This window comes from Novosphingobium sp. 9 (genome assembly GCF_025340265.1).
In the GTDB taxonomy this organism is placed as follows: Bacteria; Pseudomonadota; Alphaproteobacteria; order Sphingomonadales; family Sphingomonadaceae; genus Novosphingobium.
This window is the reverse complement of the sequence record NZ_CP022707.1, coordinates 705,284-720,273: the sequence shown is the minus strand read 5'-3', so window position 1 is coordinate 720,273 and position 14,990 is coordinate 705,284. Positions and strand designations below refer to the sequence as shown.

Here is a 14,990-nt window from a genome sequence, read left to right as displayed (position 1 = left end):
AACGCGCCCATCGGGCCGTTGGTTGCCGGTGCGGGAAAGATGCCGCCCCGGCAGACCCTTTATTCCCCGCCGACGCGTTCGATCTGCGCGCCGACCAGAGCCAGCTTCTCTTCCAGACGCTCATACCCGCGATCGAGGTGGTAGAGGCGATGCACCTGCGTCTGCCCCTGCGCGACAAGCCCGGCGATCACCAGGCTCATCGAGGCGCGAAGGTCGGTCGCCATCACTTCGGCGCCGACCATCTGCTTCACGCCATGGACGATCGCGGTGCGGCCCTTGGTTTCGATATGCGCGCCCATGCGGTTCAGTTCGGGGACGTGCATGTAACGGTTCTCGAAGATCGTCTCGGTCAGCACGCTGGAGCCTTCGGCCATGCACAGCAGCGCCATCAGTTGGGCCTGCATGTCGGTGGCGAAGCCCGGATAGGGCGCGGTCGAGAGCGTGACCGGACGCAGCTTGCCGTCCGAGGCCACCTTGATGCCGCCCGCGACCGGCTCGACATGCACGCCTGCGTCGCGCAGCGCCTGCACCGTCGCTTCCATGTCCTCGACCTTGGCGCCCTTGAGGAACACCTCGCCGCCGGTGATCGCCGCCGCGCAGGCGTAGGAGCCCGCCTCGATACGATCCGGCATGACCATGTAGGTGGCGCCGTGCAGGCGCGGCACGCCATGGATGGTGAGGTCGGACGTGCCAATGCCCTCGATCTGCGCGCCCATCGCCACCAGCAGGTTGCACAGGTCAACGATCTCGGGCTCGCGCGCGGCGTTGTGCAGCGTGGACTTGCCATTGCACAGCACCGCCGTCATCAGCGCGTTCTCGGTCGCGCCGACCGAGACCACCGGGAAGGCATAGCGTCCGCCGGGCAGGCCGCCGTCGGGCGCCACGGCCTTCACGTAGCCCGCCGCCATCTCGATCTTCGCGCCCAGCGCTTCCAGCGCCTTGAGGTGCAGGTCGATCGGGCGATTGCCGATGGCGCAGCCGCCGGGCAGCGACACGGTCGCCTCGCCCATGCGCGCCAGCATGGGGCCGAGCACGAGGATCGAGGCGCGCATCTTGCGCACCAGATCGTAGGGCGCGACGGTGCTGGTGATCCGCGTCGCCTGCAGGGTCATCACCCGGCCGAAGTCCTCAGGGCGGCTGCCCGCGATGGCCGTGGAAATGCCGAACTGGTTCATCAGGTGCTGGAACCCGTCGATGTCGGCCAGACGCGGCAGGTTGCGCAGCGTCAGCGGCTCATCAGTCAGCAGCGCGCAGGGCAGCAGCGTGAGCGCGGCGTTCTTTGCACCGGAAACGGGAATGGTGCCGGAAAGGCGCTTGCCGCCTTCGATGATGATCTTGTCCATTTAGCGCCATGTAAAGGTATTCGCGATAGTCACAAGACGCTGCGTGACGCGAGAGTGTCATTGAGACGGCCCGCAACCTTTGGGCGACCGAAGGCATTGTGTGCCCGTTGCACATTTGTAGTGTTCCGTATCTAATCTGGCCGCCAGCACCAAGGAGGCGACGACCAATCCATGAGTACCAAGGATTTCCGCAAACCGGTCCGCAAGGCCGTGTTCCCTGTCGCCGGGCTCGGCACCCGCTTCCTGCCCGCCACCAAGGCGATCCCCAAGGAACTGCTGCCGATCGTCGATCGCCCGCTGATCCAGTACGCCGTCGACGAGGCGCGCGAGGCGGGGATCGAGGAGTTCATCTTCATCACCGGTCGCGGCAAGACCGCCATCGTCGAACATTTTGACACCGCCTTCGAGCTGGAGGCGACCATGCGCGAGCGTGGCAAGTCACTCGACGTGCTCGATCCCACCCGCATCGCGCCGGGCAATCTCACCACCGTTCGCCAGCAGGTGCCGATGGGCCTTGGCCACGCGGTGTGGTGCGCGCGCGCCGTGGTGGGTGACGAGCCTTTCGCGATCTTCCTGCCCGACGAGATGATGTACGGCTCGCCCGGCTGCATGAAGCAGATGGTCGAAGCTTACGACGAAGTCGGCGGCAACCTGATCTCGGTGCTCGAAGTGCCGCATGAAAGCGTGTCCAGCTACGGCGTGATCGCACCGGGCGACGTGCGCGGCAACCTTACCGAAGTGAAGGGCCTCGTCGAAAAGCCCAAGGTCGAGGAAGCGCCGTCGAACAAGATCGTCTCGGGCCGCTATATCCTTCAGCCCGAAGTCATGGGTCTGCTCGAAACGCAGGGCAAGGGCGCGGGCGGCGAGATCCAGCTGACCGATTCGATGGCCAAGCTGATCGGCCAGCAGCCGTTCCACGCCGTCACCTTCAACGGCCGCCGCTTCGACTGCGGCTCGAAGCTCGGTTTCGTCGAAGCGACGATGGCCGTCGCCCTCGACCGCGCCGACCTCGGCGACGACGTGCGCGCGCTGATGAAGACGATGCTGGACTAAAGCCTAGTCACACATCAGGAATCAAAAACGGCGCGGGGCTAAACCCGCGCCGTTTTTCGTGTGTCGCCTACTTCGCGGTCGAGGACGAATAGGGCCGCGCGGAGGGTGCCGTGCCCCAGGTCTTGTTCGGCTGGGCCTGCATCGTGAAGTGCAGCGTGCCCCCGGCGCGTACTTCCGCATCGGAAATCCACGTGCGGGTCAGCGCCTTGCCGTTCAGGTCTACCCGCCCGACGTAGCGGTTCGCGTCCGACAGGCCATCGACGTCCACCGTGAAGGTCTTGCCGTTGGGCAGTTCCACGGCGGCATGGCGCACGAAGGGCCGCCCGATCACGTATTGCCCGCTGCCCGGCGTCACCGGGTAGAAACCGAGGCCGGTGAACACCAGCCAGGCCGACATCTGGCCAAGGTCGTCGTTGCCCGAAAGACCGTCCGGCGTCGGCTTGTACTGGCTCTCGACGATCTGCTTGAGCCGCTCCTGCGTGCGCCACGGTGCGCCGGCATAGTCGTAGAGATAGGCGACGTGGTGGCTCGGCTCGTTGCCGTGGATATACTGGCCAATCAGCCCGGCGATATCCTCGGCATGGCTGTAGTCGAGCTTCGAATTGTCATAGTCGAACATCGCATCGAGCTTGGCGACGACCTTTTTGTCGCCGCCCAGCGCCTTGAACAGCCCCGCCTGATCCTGCGGCACGAACCAGCTGTATTGCCATGCATTGCCCTCGGTATAGTCCGAACCATAGTTGATCGCGGTGGGATCGAAGGGCGTGCGGAAAGACCCGTCGCTCTTGCGCGCGCGGACCCAGCCGGTCCTGGCATCGAAGCTGTTGCGCCAGTACCCGGCGCGCCTGTCGAACTCGGCCTCGATATCCTTGCGGCCCACCTTCTGCGCCATGCGCGCGATGGTCCAGTCATCGTAAGCATATTCGACCGTCTTGGACGCCGCCTCGGGCTCCTTATCGATCGGCACATAGCCCAGCTTCATGTAGTAGCCGAGGCCGCCATAGGGCGCGTAAGTCGCGCTCTTCACCATCGCATCGAGCGCGGCATCGGCGTCAAAGCCGGGCATGCCCTTGAGGTACGCATCCGCTATCACCGGCACCGCGTGATAGCCGATCATCGTCCAGGTCTCGCGCCCCGCGAACTGCCAGACCGGCAGGATGCCGTAAGGGCTCTCCTGCTGGCTGGCGACCAGCGAATTCACCACGTCGGCGGTCGTCTGCGCAGGCTGGATCAGCGTCAGCAGCGGGTGCTCGGCGCGGAAGGTATCCCACAGCGAGAAGGTGGAGCGGAAGGTGAAGCCCTTCGCGCGGTGAACCTGATCGTCCGGCCCGCGATACTGCCCGTCGGCATCGCTCCACACCGAGGGCGCCAGCAGGCTGTGATAGAGCGCGGTATAGAGGTTGGTGCGCATCGGCTGGGGCGCGTCGATCTTCACCCGGTCGAGCGCGCTGCGCCACAGCCCCTCCGTTCGGGCGCGCACGGTGTCGAAATCGGCGCCTTCTGCATCAAGGTTGGCGATGGCGCCCTGCTCGTCCACGCCCGAAAGCGCCACGCGCACTTCCAAGGGCTTGGCGAGCGTGCCGAAATCGAGCCGCGCCTCCAGCGCCTTGCCCAGCTTTTCGGGTAGCGCATCGGTGCCGCGCCCCGGCCCCTGAAAGCCCTTGTAGGCGACGTGCTCGTCCCGGTCGAGGAAGGCATGGTCCGTCAGCGGCGCGGAAAAGCGCATCGCGAAGAACAGCTTGCGCCCCGCCGCCCAGCCGCGCGTCTCGCGAAAGCCGGTGAGCGTGCCGTCCGGGTGCAGGTGCAGGCCGGACCACAGGACCTTGCCGGGATAATCATAGAGGCTCGATCGCATGTCGAGCAGCAGGTGCGCCTCAGTGCCCTTGGGGAAAGTATAGCGATGGACACCCACGCGCGTGCCCGCCGTCAGCTCCGCACGCACGCCGCTGTCGGCCAGCGTCACCGCGTAATAGCCGGGGCTGGCGACTTCGGTATCGTGCGAGAAGTGCTGGCGATAGCCGCCCGCGGGATTCTTCTCGCTGCCCGGATCGAGCTTCACGGCAGACACCGGGCCGACCTCGGGCATGACGAGGAAATCGCCGAGGTCCGAGTGCCCCGCGCCCGAGAAATGCGTGTGGCTGAAGCCCTGAATGGTGGTGTCGTGATAGCTGTAGCCCGCCGCGTGGGCATAACAGTCGCGCACCTGACAGGTCGCGTCGGTATCGGGCGAGAGCTGGACCATGCCGAACGGGGCGCTGGCGCCGGGGAAGGTGTGGCCGTCCGGCCCGGTGCCGATCAGCGGATCGACCGAGGCGAGCGGGTCCGACGTGTCCTGCGTGGGCGTATCGGCAATGGACGGGGCCGCAACCAGTGCGGTGCAGGCAAACAGAGTGGCAACGAGCGAAAGACGTTTCATGGCCGGGGGTTAAATCACGCCCGTCCTCCTCTGTCCAACCCACCGCTGTCCAACCCACCGCTGTCCAACCTTGCGCTACTTTCGCTTGCCCGCCGCCTTCGCGAGTATCCCGAACATCGCCCCGCAGCAGGCCAGGCCCAGCACCGTACCGATGATCGCGCCCCACATCGTGCCGCTGTCGCCGCCGACCATCGCCCCGATCACCGCGCCGAGGATGAAGAAGAGCACGGGAAAGAAGCAACCGATCGCGACCATGGTTTTCGTCCTGTTCTGCGGCATCGCGACAAACTGCGCCGCGCCGCGATCAGCTTGCGAATGCCCGTCTTGCACTGGCGTCCATAAGCAGGAATGCTGCGCCGCGACAGGTGTTGCCGCCTTTCCGAGAACGAAATAATATTCCCATACCTTGAAATTTATATCCACTCACTGCACAGCGCGTTCAGACTTCCTCCAACCGGGACACGACGCTTGACCGAGACCGATCACGACGCCTTCCCCAGCGCCACCCACGAAGCCGTGGAGGAGGCCATGGCCCATCGCCACAGCATGGCGGAGGACGTCTATGCGATGCTGATCGGCTGTACTTTCACTGCCGTCGGCGTGGTGCTGCTGAAACAGGCGGGGCTCGTCACCGGCGGCATGGCGGGCGTGGCGCTGATCCTCTCGTACCTGCTGCCGATGAGCCCGACGACGCTGCTGCTGATCGTCAACCTGCCGTTCTTCCTCTACGCCGCGCGCGCGGTGAACCTGACCTTCGCGATCAAGAGCACGATCGCCAGCACCGGGCTGATGGTGATCGGCCTGCTGGTGCCGCGCTATCTGGGCGTCTCGCATATCGACCCGTTCTTCGCCGCGCTGTTTTCCGGCACGCTGATCGGCATGGGCATCCTCGCGCTCGCCCGCCACGGCGCGGGCGTCGGCGGGATCGGCGTGATCGCGCTGCACTTCCACAAGACGCGCGGCTGGAACGCGGGCCGCACGCAGATGCTGTTCGACGTGGTGATCCTGGGCAGCGCGATCCCCGTGATCGGACCCGGCCGCGTGGCGATGTCGCTGCTCTCGGCCGCCGCGATCAACGCAGTGATGTACGTGAACCACCGACCGGGCCGCTACAGCGGGCATTGATTTCCATAATCACGTCGTCCCAGCGCAAGCTGGGACCGTTATCGAGATCGCACCAGACTCACACCGATCCCAGCCTGCGCTGGGATGACGTGATTTGATTATGCACCCGGCGCGAAGAGGCATAGCGCCTGCGCCGGGATCGCTGCTGCCGCACCCTCCAGCGCCTGCTCGGCAAAGCAGTCGTCCGCCGCCGTATCGAGCACCCGGACCCAGCCGCCCTCGCGCTCGGGCAAGGTGAATTCCAGCGCGTCGCCGGCGTTCAGCACCATGAACAGCGGACGCGGACCGCCCAGGAACACCTCGCGCGCGGAATAGTCGAGTTGCAGGCCGAGAACCCGCAGGCTGGCCTGCTCCCACAGTTCCGGCGTCATTTCGCGCCCGTCCGGCTGGAACCACGCGATCTCGACGCGGCCTTCCTCGCTGCTGGCGCCCAGCAGGAAATTGTCCTGCGCCAGCACCGGGTGGGCATGGCGCAACTCGATCATGCCGCTGCAGAAATCGAACAGAGCATCGTCGCGATGCGGCCAGTCGATCCACGCGGTCTCGTTGTCCTGACAATAGACGTTGTTGTTGCCCTGCTGGCTGTTGCCGATGGCATCGCCCGCCAGCATCATCGGCACGCCCTGCGAGACCAGCAGCGTCGCGATCATCGCCCGGCGACGGCGCGCGCGGGCGGCGTTCACGCCCTCGTCCTCGGTCGGTCCTTCGGCGCCCATGTTGTCCGACAGGTTGTTGTCGTGGCCGTCCGCCCCGCCCTCGCCGTTCGCCTCGTTGTGGCGATCATTGTACGAGACGGTGTCCATCAGCGTGAAACCGTCGTGCGCGGCGAGGAAGTTGATCGAGGCGGTCGCGCCGCGATCCGAATGGTTGAACTGCTGCGGCGAGCCGACCAGCACGTTGGCGAGCGGGCCGACCAGCGCCTCGTCGCCGCGCCAGAAGCCGCGCACGGTATCGCGGAACTTGTCGTTCCATTCGCGGAACGGATGCGGAAAACCGCCGACCTGATAGCCGCCAAGGCCGACGTCCCACGGCTCGGCGATCAGCTTCACGCCCGCCAGAATCGGGTCCTGCCGGATCGCATCGAAGAACCCGCCCTCGCGATCGAACCCGGTCGCCTCGCGCCCCAGCGTCGAGGCAAGGTCGAAGCGGAACCCGTCGACATGCATCACCTGCACCCAGTAGCGCAGCGAATCGAGCACCATGCGCAGCACCATCGGATGGGCGACCGACAGCGTATTCCCGGTGCCCGTCTGGTCGAACGAATAGCGCGGGTTCTCGGGGCTGAGCATGTAGTAGGCGGCGTTATCGAGCCCGCGGAAGCCCAGCGTCGGCCCGCGCTCCGATCCTTCGGCGGTGTGGTTGTAGACCACGTCCATGATCACCTCGATCCCCGCCTTGTGGAACCGCTTCACCATGTCCTTGAATTGGCGGATGGCGCCGGGCGCGGTATCGCCGGTGCGCAGATAGCGCGGCTCGGGCGCGAAGTAGCCGAGGCTCTGATAGCCCCAGTAGTTCGACAGCCCCTTGTCGAGCAGCTGGCGATCATCGAGGAAGAACTGGCACGGCAGCAGTTCCACCGCCGTCACGCCCAGCCGCCGCAGGTGGTCGAGCACCGGCTCGCAGACCATGCCCTCATAGGTGCCGCGCAGCGCCTCGGGCACATCGGGGTGGAGCATGGTGAGGCCCTTCACATGCGCCTCGCACAGCACCGTCTCGGTCCATGGGCGGGCAATGGCCTGATCGCCCTCCCAGTCGAAATCCGGGTCCTGCACCCGGCCCTTGACCATGAAGGGCGCGGAATCGCGGGCATCGAAGGTCAGGTCGTCACCGCTCGCAAGGTCATAGCCCCACAGCGCATCGTCCCAGCGGATCTGTCCCGCGATCTCGCGCGCATAGGGATCGAGCAGCAGCTTGTTGGGATTGAAGCGATGCCCCCGCTCGGGCTCGTAGGCGCCATGGGCGCGGTAGCCGTAGAGCTGGCCGGGACGCACACCGGGCAGATAGCCCGAGAAGATCGAGCCCTCGCGCGAAGGCAGTTCCAGCCGCGCCACTTCCTCGGTGCCGTCGGGCGAGAACAGGCACAGTTCCATCGCCTCGGCATTTTCGGAAAAGACCGCGAAGTGCGTCCCCTCCCCGGTGAATTCGGCGCCGAGTTCGGCGCGGATGCGTTCGGGACGAGCAAAAGCGAACGGGGACGAAGACGACATCACGGCCTCCTGCGAAGGGCATCACGATTCCATGCGCAGGTGAGGATACGTCCTCCCGCCCCCGGAACATGCTGCCCACGACATGCTGCACTGCAAACTCGGCAGGAGCGGTGGCGTTCCAGCCCTTCGTCAAAACCGCCATTTCTCTCTCCCCTTCAGGGGAGAGATACGCAGCCTTGGCAGCTTGCTGCCTAGGCGCAGTTGAGAGGGGGGCGTGCCTCCACAAGAGTGTGATCTTTGGGGAAGGCCCCTCTCCCAACCCTCTCCCCTCAAGGGGAGAGGGCTATATGGACTGCCCTCGATTTCCTGCACAACAGGCAAAGAAAAACGGCCCGCCGGGCGAACCGGGGGCCGTCTTTTTTCTTCCGATCCGGCCCGCCGCAAGAGCAGGCCGAGAACCGGAAAATATCAGCGCTTCGAGAACTGGAAGCTGCGGCGTGCCTTCGCACGGCCGTACTTCTTACGCTCGACAACGCGGCTGTCGCGGGTCAGGAAGCCGGCGGCCTTGACGGCGGCGCGCAGGGCGGGCTCGTACTTGGCGAGGGCCTGGGCGATACCGTGCTTCACAGCGCCGGCCTGGCCCGAGAGACCACCACCCTTGACGGTGGCGACGACGTCGTACTGGTCTTCGCGGCCAGCGACCTGGAAGGTCTGGTTGATCACCAGACGCAGGGTCGGACGGGCGAAGTAGACTTCCTGATCACGGCCATTGACGATGATCTTGCCGGTGCCGGGCTTCAGCCACACGCGAGCCACGGCATCCTTGCGGCGGCCGGTGGCGTAGGCGCGGCCCTGCGCGTCGATTTCCTGCTCGCGCAGCGGCGCGTTGGAAACGAACACGGGGGTCTCGGTCGACTCGGCGGCAGCAACGTTGCCGGCGATGTCTGCGAGGTCCGACAGGCTCTGAACGGTTTCGGTCTCAGACATTATGCGCCCACCTTGTTCTTGCGGTTCATCGAAGCTACGTCGAGCGCTTCGGGCTGGGTGCCACCGTGCGGGTGCTCGGTGCCGGCGTAGATGTGCAGGGCGCGCATCTGGTCACGGCCAAGCGGGCCACGCGGGATCATACGCTCGACAGCCTTCTCGAGCACGCGCTCGGGGAAACGACCGGCGAGAACCTTGTCCGCGGTGATTTCCTTGATGCCGCCGGCATAACCGGTGTGCTTGTAGTAGGTCTGCTGCTTGAGCTTGTTGCCCGTGAAGCGCACCTTCTCGGCGTTGATGATGACGACGTGGTCGCCGCAATCAACGTGCGGGGTGAAGCTGGGCTTGTGCTTGCCGCGCAGCAGGTCGGCAACGATGACGGCCAGACGGCCAACCACCAGATTTTCGGCATCGATCAGATGCCACTTCTTTTCCACCTCGGCCGGCTTGATCGACCGGGTGACCTTCGTGAGCGCCTTCATGGCAGGTCAATCCTTGTTCGAGCGCGCTGCTGAACGATCGACCATCAAAAGGCGAATCTCCCGAGCGGCGCGTGGGAAGGCGCGCCCAATCGTCGAAATCCCTCGCCAAGTCAAGGCAGGCGCGGGTTTCCAGAGAGGTAAAATGATACCTCTACGTTATCCGAGGCTATTCAGCCACGCCAGCGTCGCGGGCGTGGCGGCGTCACAGCGCCAGCCGAGCACGGCGGGCGTCTCGTAAGGATGGAGCGCGGAAATCCGGGCCACCGCGCTCTCCAGCAGGGCGGCACGGGTCTTGAACAGCACGCCCTTCTCGGCGGCCTGATCCTTCATCCCGTTCCACACGAAGCGCGACGTCATCGCCGGGAGCACGTTGCCGCAGGCGACGAGGCCTTCGTCGAGCAGCGTGTCGATCACCGCCAGTGCCGAGGCCTCGTCCGGAAACGGGCACCAGATCAGCGCACCCTGCCCGGAGGCATCGGCCCTTTCGCTCAACGGCGGCGCCCCAGCGCATGCGCGCCCCAGGTGGTGGCGCAGACCAGCAGCGCGGCGCAGACCTGATGCGCGACCGCGATCGGGATCGACACGCCCGACCACACCGTGCTGATCCCCAGCACCACCTGCAATCCGAAGGCGCAGTGCAGCGTAAAGCTCACCTCGCGGCGGCGAGCGGCCTTCAGGCGGCGTCCCATCGCGATCAGGATGGCCACCACCACCCAGGCCCACCAGCGGTGGACGAAGTGGGTAAGGTAGAGATCGTCGAACAGCGCGTGGAACAGCCCACCCGTCCAGTCGACGCCATCGGGGAAGAAGCTGCCCTGCATCAGTGGCCAGGCGTCGACATGGAACCAGCCGGAACCGGCGACATAACCCGCGCGCAGACCCGCCACCATCGCGCCCATGAATATCTGCATCGCCAGCGCCACCAGTGCGAGCGCACCGAAGCGGGTCAGTCTGGCGGGCGGATCGCCCTCCGCGCCCAGCGCCCGCAGATCGAGCGCGGTCCACACGAGGCCGCCCAGCGTGAACAGCGCGGTGATCAGGTGCGCGGCGAGCCAGTAGTGGCTCACCCGGTCCTGCGCGTCAGGCGTCAGCCCCGAATGCACCATCAGCCAGCCGATCGTGCCCTGCAGACCGATCAGCGCGGTCAGCGCGACCAGACGCGGACGATAACCCAGCGGGATCGTGCGGCGAATCCAGAACCACGCCAGCGGCAGCACCATCGCCATGCCGATCACGCGGCCGAGCAGGCGGTGGAACCACTCCCAGAAATAGATACCCTTGTACTGCGACAGCGTCATGCCCGCCGGGCCGTTGACGTCGATATACTGGGGGATGTGCTTGTAGCGCGCGAACTCGATCTGCCACTGCGCATCGGTCAGCGGCGGGATCGCGCCCGTCACCGGCTTCCACTCGGTGATCGAGAGGCCCGATTCGGTCAGGCGGGTGATACCGCCCACACACACGATCATGATGACGAGGCAGGCCACGATCAGCAGCCAGCGGGCCATCGGCCGGGTATCGTCGACAGTGCCGATCAGCGCGTGACTCGGCCGGGCTTTGCGGGAAGGTGCCTTCATGCCGGCCATCCCTGATAGTTTACGACCTGTTGTGCAAGAGACACATTGACCGGGGATGCGACCGGACGTGCCCGTCCCAAGGTCGGGACAGGCCGAGCACGGCACAAGACCGGCAGGCGAGCGGCCGCTCTTGCATGATGTTACAACGTAACATATTAGCCCTTTCATGCGTAACGCCATCGCCTCCTTCCGCCACCGCTTCGACCGCCTCGGCATTGTGCTCAGCGGCTTGTGCGCGGTGCACTGCATGCTGACTGCGCTGCTGGTGGGCGTGCTGGGGATCGGCGGCGGCGTGCTGCTCTCGCCCGAGATCCATCATGTCGGCCTTGCGCTTGCGGTCATGATCGCCGGGATCGGGCTTGGTTTCGGTGCGTATCGCCATGGCCAGCGCCTGCCGCTGGCGATCGGTGCGGCGGGCCTTGCGCTGATGACCACGGCGCTGTTCGTCGGCCACGGGCTGGAAGAAGGGCTGTTCACGGTTTCGGGCGTGGTGCTCGTCGCCTTCGCGCATATCCGCAACCTCCACGCCGGGCATTGATAGAGAGACCGGGGAAGACCGCTTGCCCACAGGCGCACTTCTCCTAAAATTCCCCACACAGGGTATTCTCAAACCCGCAGGGACCGCTATCTGGCCTGCATGGCCGAGAATACTCCCGTTTCGCTTTCGCTGACCGTCAATGGCGAGCCGCGCCGCATTGCTGCCGGATCGACCATCGCCGACCTCGTGGCCGAGATCGGCCTCGATCCCGCCAAGGTCGCGGTGGAGCGCAATGCCGAGATCGCCCCGCGCTCGCTGCTCGGCGAGATCGCGCTGACCGACGGTGACGTGCTGGAGATCGTCCACTTCGTCGGCGGCGGCTGACGCCCCCGCTCCGAAAATTACCTCTATATTCACGCTCCCCCCGAAAGGATGCGCCCCCGTGACCGATACTGCTGCTGATACCTCGACGCCGGACACCTGGACTGTCGCCGGTCGTACCTTCACCTCGCGCCTGATCGTGGGCACCGGAAAGTACAAGGACTTCGCGCAGAATGCGGCGGCGGTGGAAGCCTCGGGCGCGGAGATCGTCACGGTCGCCGTGCGCCGCGTCAATGTGTCGGACCCCAAGGCGCCGATGCTGACCGACTTCATCGACCCGAAGAAGATCACCTATCTGCCCAACACCGCCGGCTGCTTCACCGCCGACGATGCCATCCGCACGCTGCGCCTCGCGCGCGAGGCGGGCGGCTGGGATCTGGTGAAGCTGGAAGTGCTGGGCGAGGCGCGCACGCTCTATCCCGACATGCGCGAGACGCTGAAGGCGACCGAGATCCTCGCCAAGGAAGGTTTCCTGCCGATGGTCTACTGCGTCGACGATCCGATTGCCGCGAAGCAGCTTGAGGACTGCGGCGCCGTCGCGGTGATGCCGCTGGGCGCGCCGATCGGCTCGGGCCTCGGCATCCAGAACAAGGTGACGGTGCGCCTGATCGTCGAGGGCGCCAAGGTGCCGGTGCTGGTCGATGCGGGCGTGGGCACCGCGTCCGAAGCAGCCGTGGCGATGGAACTGGGCTGCGACGGCGTGCTGATGAACACTGCCATCGCCGAGGCCAAGGACCCGATCCGCATGGCCCGCGCGATGAAGCTGGCGGTGCAGGGCGGGCGCGATGCCTATCTTGCGGGCCGCATGCCCACGCGCAAGTACGCCGATCCGTCGAGCCCGCTGGCCGGGCTTATCTGAGGGGGATTCTTCCCCCTCCCCCATCCTATCCCTGTTTCGTCACCCCCGCGCAGGCGGGGATCCAGCTTCTGCGCGCGTCAGGAGGCACCGCCTCTCCAGCGCGCACGAATCCAACTCAGGACACATCCTTTCTGATTTCTTAATTTCCCGTTCGTCGCAAATCGGGAAACAAAGCATTGCATAGTTAATGGAACAGAAAGCGGAAAAGTGCTTTTCTCTCTATGCGAAAGGGCATCAGCCTTTCGAGTCGCAGGGAGATACGACCATGGCCACCAAGGGCACGGCAACCGTCACCATCAGCGAACTGCGCGAGTTCGCCAGCTTCGCGCCTGCGGAGCAGCGCTATATCCGGCGCAGCCTCGACGTGGCGCTCGGCAAGCCGGACACCTACAAGCGCTGGGCCCGCGATGCCGGAGAGATGGTCTCCATCCGCGAGCAGTACGAGATCTACCGCAGCATCGACGTGCTGCGCGCGCTCCATCCCGAAGAGGCGGGCCTCGACGGCGTCGAGGATTTCCTCGGCCCGCTGATCCGCATGGCCGCCTTCGATCTGGCGCAGGAGCGGCTCGATTCGTTCAGCGCCTTCCGCTTCCTCTACGAGCGGCTGCTCGGCGCCTGGTCGCGCCCGTGGCTGCCGAGCGCCTTCTGCGGCGCCGCCGCGCTGCCGCTGATCCGCCCGGAACGCCGCCGCCTGCTGCTCCATTCGATCAGCGAAGCCGCCGCGATGGCGCAGGGCTGGTCGGGCCGCGAACCAAAGTTCTATCCCGAATGGATCGAGAAGGAAGTCGCCTGATCTAGAGCATTTTCTAATCAGGTGGAATCACCTGATGACTCGGAAAATGCGGTAAATCAGAAGCTTAGAGCGGTTGATCCAGTGCGACTGGATAGGAAACCGCTCTAAGACCTTGATCCGTTGGGGGCGCGCATCCGCTGACGCGCCGCGCGCCCCTCTCCTCTCACCTCTTCAAACCGGCCCATCTTCACACGGGCTCGGCAACGGCCTGCGCACTCTCGCTCGCCCGCGCCCTGGCCACCAGCCGGTTGACGTAGTCCAGCTTCGCCACGATCGCGTCCGACAGGTGGAACGGATACAAATCCGGCTGTCCCATCGAACGGTTGATCGCGTTCATCGCGAACGACAGCGGCGCCATCTGCCCGGCGAGCGCCGCTGTGGGCGCGGTGTAGGGATCGAAATCGACCTCCACTTCGCCATCGCCCGCGGCCCCTTCGCCCGACAGTCCGCTCAGGTGCAGGTGGAAGCCCTCCGCCGTCGCCAGCACGTCGACGATGTGCAGGTAATGCGCGAAGGTCTCGGCAAAATCCTCCCACGGGTGCATCGTCGCATAAGCGCTGACGTAATCGGTGGTCCACACCGTGCCGCCATCCCCATAGTGCGAATTGAGGCTCGATTCGTAATCGACCGTCTCGTCGCCGAACAGCGCGCGGAAGGCCGCCAGTTCCTCCGGATCGTGCTCGACCAGCCGCGACCAGTAATGATGGCCCACCTCGTGCCGGAAGTGGCCCAGCAGCGTGCGGTACGGCTCGCCCATGGCGTGGCGGATACGCTCGCGCTCGGCATCGTCGGCCTCGATCAGGTTCAATGTGACCAGCCCGCCATCGTGGCCGGTCATCACCTGCGGGGTGCCCGCCTCCTCCGCCGCCGGATCGTAGAGGAAATCGAAGGCCAACCCCTGCACCGTGCGGCCCGAGGTTTCGTCGAGCTTGGTCTCCAGCGGCAGGCCGAGCTTGAGCAGCGTGTGGAACATCCGTCGCTTGGCCTCCTCGATCTTCGCCCAGCGCGGCGGGACCGAGGGCTGCGACTGATCGGGAATGGTGCGGTTATGGCGGCAGGCAAGACACATCTGCGTATCGTCATGCTCGGCGACCAGCCAGTTGCAGATCGCATAGGCATTGTTGTTGGCGCAGACGACGACCTCGCCCACGCCCCCTTGCGCATCGCGCCAGACGGTCGCGTCATCGGCCAGGAAACGGAAGGCGTCGATCGCAGGATCATAGCCCAGCGTCGCGTTGCAGCCGGGGCAGACGCGGACTTCGAAATGGTTGAGCCGCTGGCAGTTGGGGCAGGCGAACGAGCGCATCGAAACGGGCCTTCCTGTCGAGTGACGAACTAGCGCTTCGCTCAAC

Annotated in this window: 15 protein-coding genes; 6 read left to right on the top strand and 9 right to left on the bottom strand. The window is 65.6% G+C overall.

Going from position 1 to position 14,990, the window contains the following annotated elements:
• Positions 1–59: 59 nt before the first annotated feature.
• On the bottom strand, positions 60–1,343 hold the full coding sequence (murA, locus tag CI805_RS03530; RefSeq protein WP_260926320.1) for a UDP-N-acetylglucosamine 1-carboxyvinyltransferase: 1,284 nt from the start codon (positions 1,341–1,343) through the stop codon (positions 60–62).
• A 171-nt stretch (positions 1,344–1,514) separates the two neighbouring features.
• On the opposite strand from murA, the gene galU reads away from it, so the two are divergent.
• On the top strand, positions 1,515–2,396 hold the full coding sequence (galU, locus tag CI805_RS03525; protein WP_260926318.1) for a UTP--glucose-1-phosphate uridylyltransferase GalU: 882 nt from the start codon (positions 1,515–1,517) through the stop codon (positions 2,394–2,396).
• 67 nt (positions 2,397–2,463) lie between these two features.
• Here galU and CI805_RS03520 read toward each other — a convergent pair whose 3' ends face one another.
• Positions 2,464–4,812, bottom strand: a complete 2,349-nt coding sequence (locus CI805_RS03520) for a GH92 family glycosyl hydrolase (protein ID WP_260926316.1) — start codon at positions 4,810–4,812, stop codon at positions 2,464–2,466.
• A 75-nt stretch (positions 4,813–4,887) separates the two neighbouring features.
• Positions 4,888–5,067: a hypothetical protein gene (locus CI805_RS03515; RefSeq protein WP_260926314.1), complete on the bottom strand. Its 180-nt coding sequence runs from the start codon at positions 5,065–5,067 to the stop codon at positions 4,888–4,890.
• Positions 5,068–5,280: 213 nt separating this feature from the next.
• On the opposite strand from CI805_RS03515, the gene CI805_RS03510 reads away from it, so the two are divergent.
• Positions 5,281–5,937: a YitT family protein gene (locus tag CI805_RS03510; RefSeq protein WP_260926312.1), complete on the top strand. Its 657-nt coding sequence runs from the start codon at positions 5,281–5,283 to the stop codon at positions 5,935–5,937.
• 98 nt (positions 5,938–6,035) lie between these two features.
• Here CI805_RS03510 and glgX read toward each other — a convergent pair whose 3' ends face one another.
• The 5 genes from glgX to CI805_RS03485 all read right to left on the bottom strand — a co-directional run bounded on the left by glgX (position 6,036) and on the right by CI805_RS03485 (position 11,127).
• Positions 6,036–8,144: a glycogen debranching protein GlgX gene (glgX, locus tag CI805_RS03505; protein ID WP_260926310.1), complete on the bottom strand. Its 2,109-nt coding sequence runs from the start codon at positions 8,142–8,144 to the stop codon at positions 6,036–6,038.
• Between the two features lie 408 nt (positions 8,145–8,552).
• Complete coding sequence (gene rpsI / locus CI805_RS03500) at positions 8,553–9,071, bottom strand: 30S ribosomal protein S9 (RefSeq protein ID WP_260926308.1); 519 nt, start codon at positions 9,069–9,071, stop codon at positions 8,553–8,555.
• Positions 9,071–9,550, bottom strand: a complete 480-nt coding sequence (gene rplM, locus CI805_RS03495) for a 50S ribosomal protein L13 (RefSeq protein WP_260926306.1) — start codon at positions 9,548–9,550, stop codon at positions 9,071–9,073. Before rplM ends, rpsI begins: the two co-directional genes overlap by 1 nt.
• Before the next feature lie 156 nt (positions 9,551–9,706).
• A complete protein-coding gene (gene cutA, locus CI805_RS03490) occupies positions 9,707–10,042 on the bottom strand; it encodes a divalent-cation tolerance protein CutA (protein WP_260926304.1) in 336 nt (111 codons plus the stop codon).
• Positions 10,039–11,127 carry a COX15/CtaA family protein gene (locus tag CI805_RS03485; RefSeq protein ID WP_409934927.1) on the bottom strand — a complete coding sequence of 363 codons (1,089 nt, stop codon included), beginning with the start codon at positions 11,125–11,127 and terminating at the stop codon, positions 10,039–10,041. Before CI805_RS03485 ends, cutA begins: the two co-directional genes overlap by 4 nt.
• Positions 11,128–11,293: 166 nt before the next feature.
• Here CI805_RS03485 and CI805_RS03480 point away from each other — a divergent pair, with 166 nt between their 5' ends.
• From CI805_RS03480 to CI805_RS03465, 4 genes are all read left to right on the top strand, one after another.
• Positions 11,294–11,665, top strand: coding sequence for a MerC domain-containing protein (locus tag CI805_RS03480; RefSeq protein ID WP_260926300.1), 372 nt, complete (start codon positions 11,294–11,296; stop codon positions 11,663–11,665).
• 99 nt (positions 11,666–11,764) lie between these two features.
• The gene (gene thiS, locus CI805_RS21050) at positions 11,765–11,989 is read left to right on the top strand and encodes a sulfur carrier protein ThiS (protein WP_260926298.1); all 225 of its coding nucleotides are present in this window, start codon (positions 11,765–11,767) and stop codon (positions 11,987–11,989) included.
• A gap of 58 nt (positions 11,990–12,047) precedes the next feature.
• Positions 12,048–12,845 (top strand): bifunctional sulfur carrier protein/thiazole synthase protein, encoded by a 798-nt coding sequence (locus tag CI805_RS03470; RefSeq protein ID WP_260926296.1) that lies wholly within the window; start codon positions 12,048–12,050, stop codon positions 12,843–12,845.
• Between the two features lie 265 nt (positions 12,846–13,110).
• Entirely contained in the window at positions 13,111–13,638 is a 528-nt protein-coding gene (locus tag CI805_RS03465; protein WP_260926294.1) for a hypothetical protein, read from the top strand.
• A 187-nt stretch (positions 13,639–13,825) separates the two neighbouring features.
• Here CI805_RS03465 and CI805_RS03460 read toward each other — a convergent pair whose 3' ends face one another.
• Positions 13,826–14,944 (bottom strand): putative zinc-binding metallopeptidase, encoded by a 1,119-nt coding sequence (locus CI805_RS03460; RefSeq protein WP_260926292.1) that lies wholly within the window; start codon positions 14,942–14,944, stop codon positions 13,826–13,828.
• Positions 14,945–14,990: the final 46 nt, after the last annotated feature.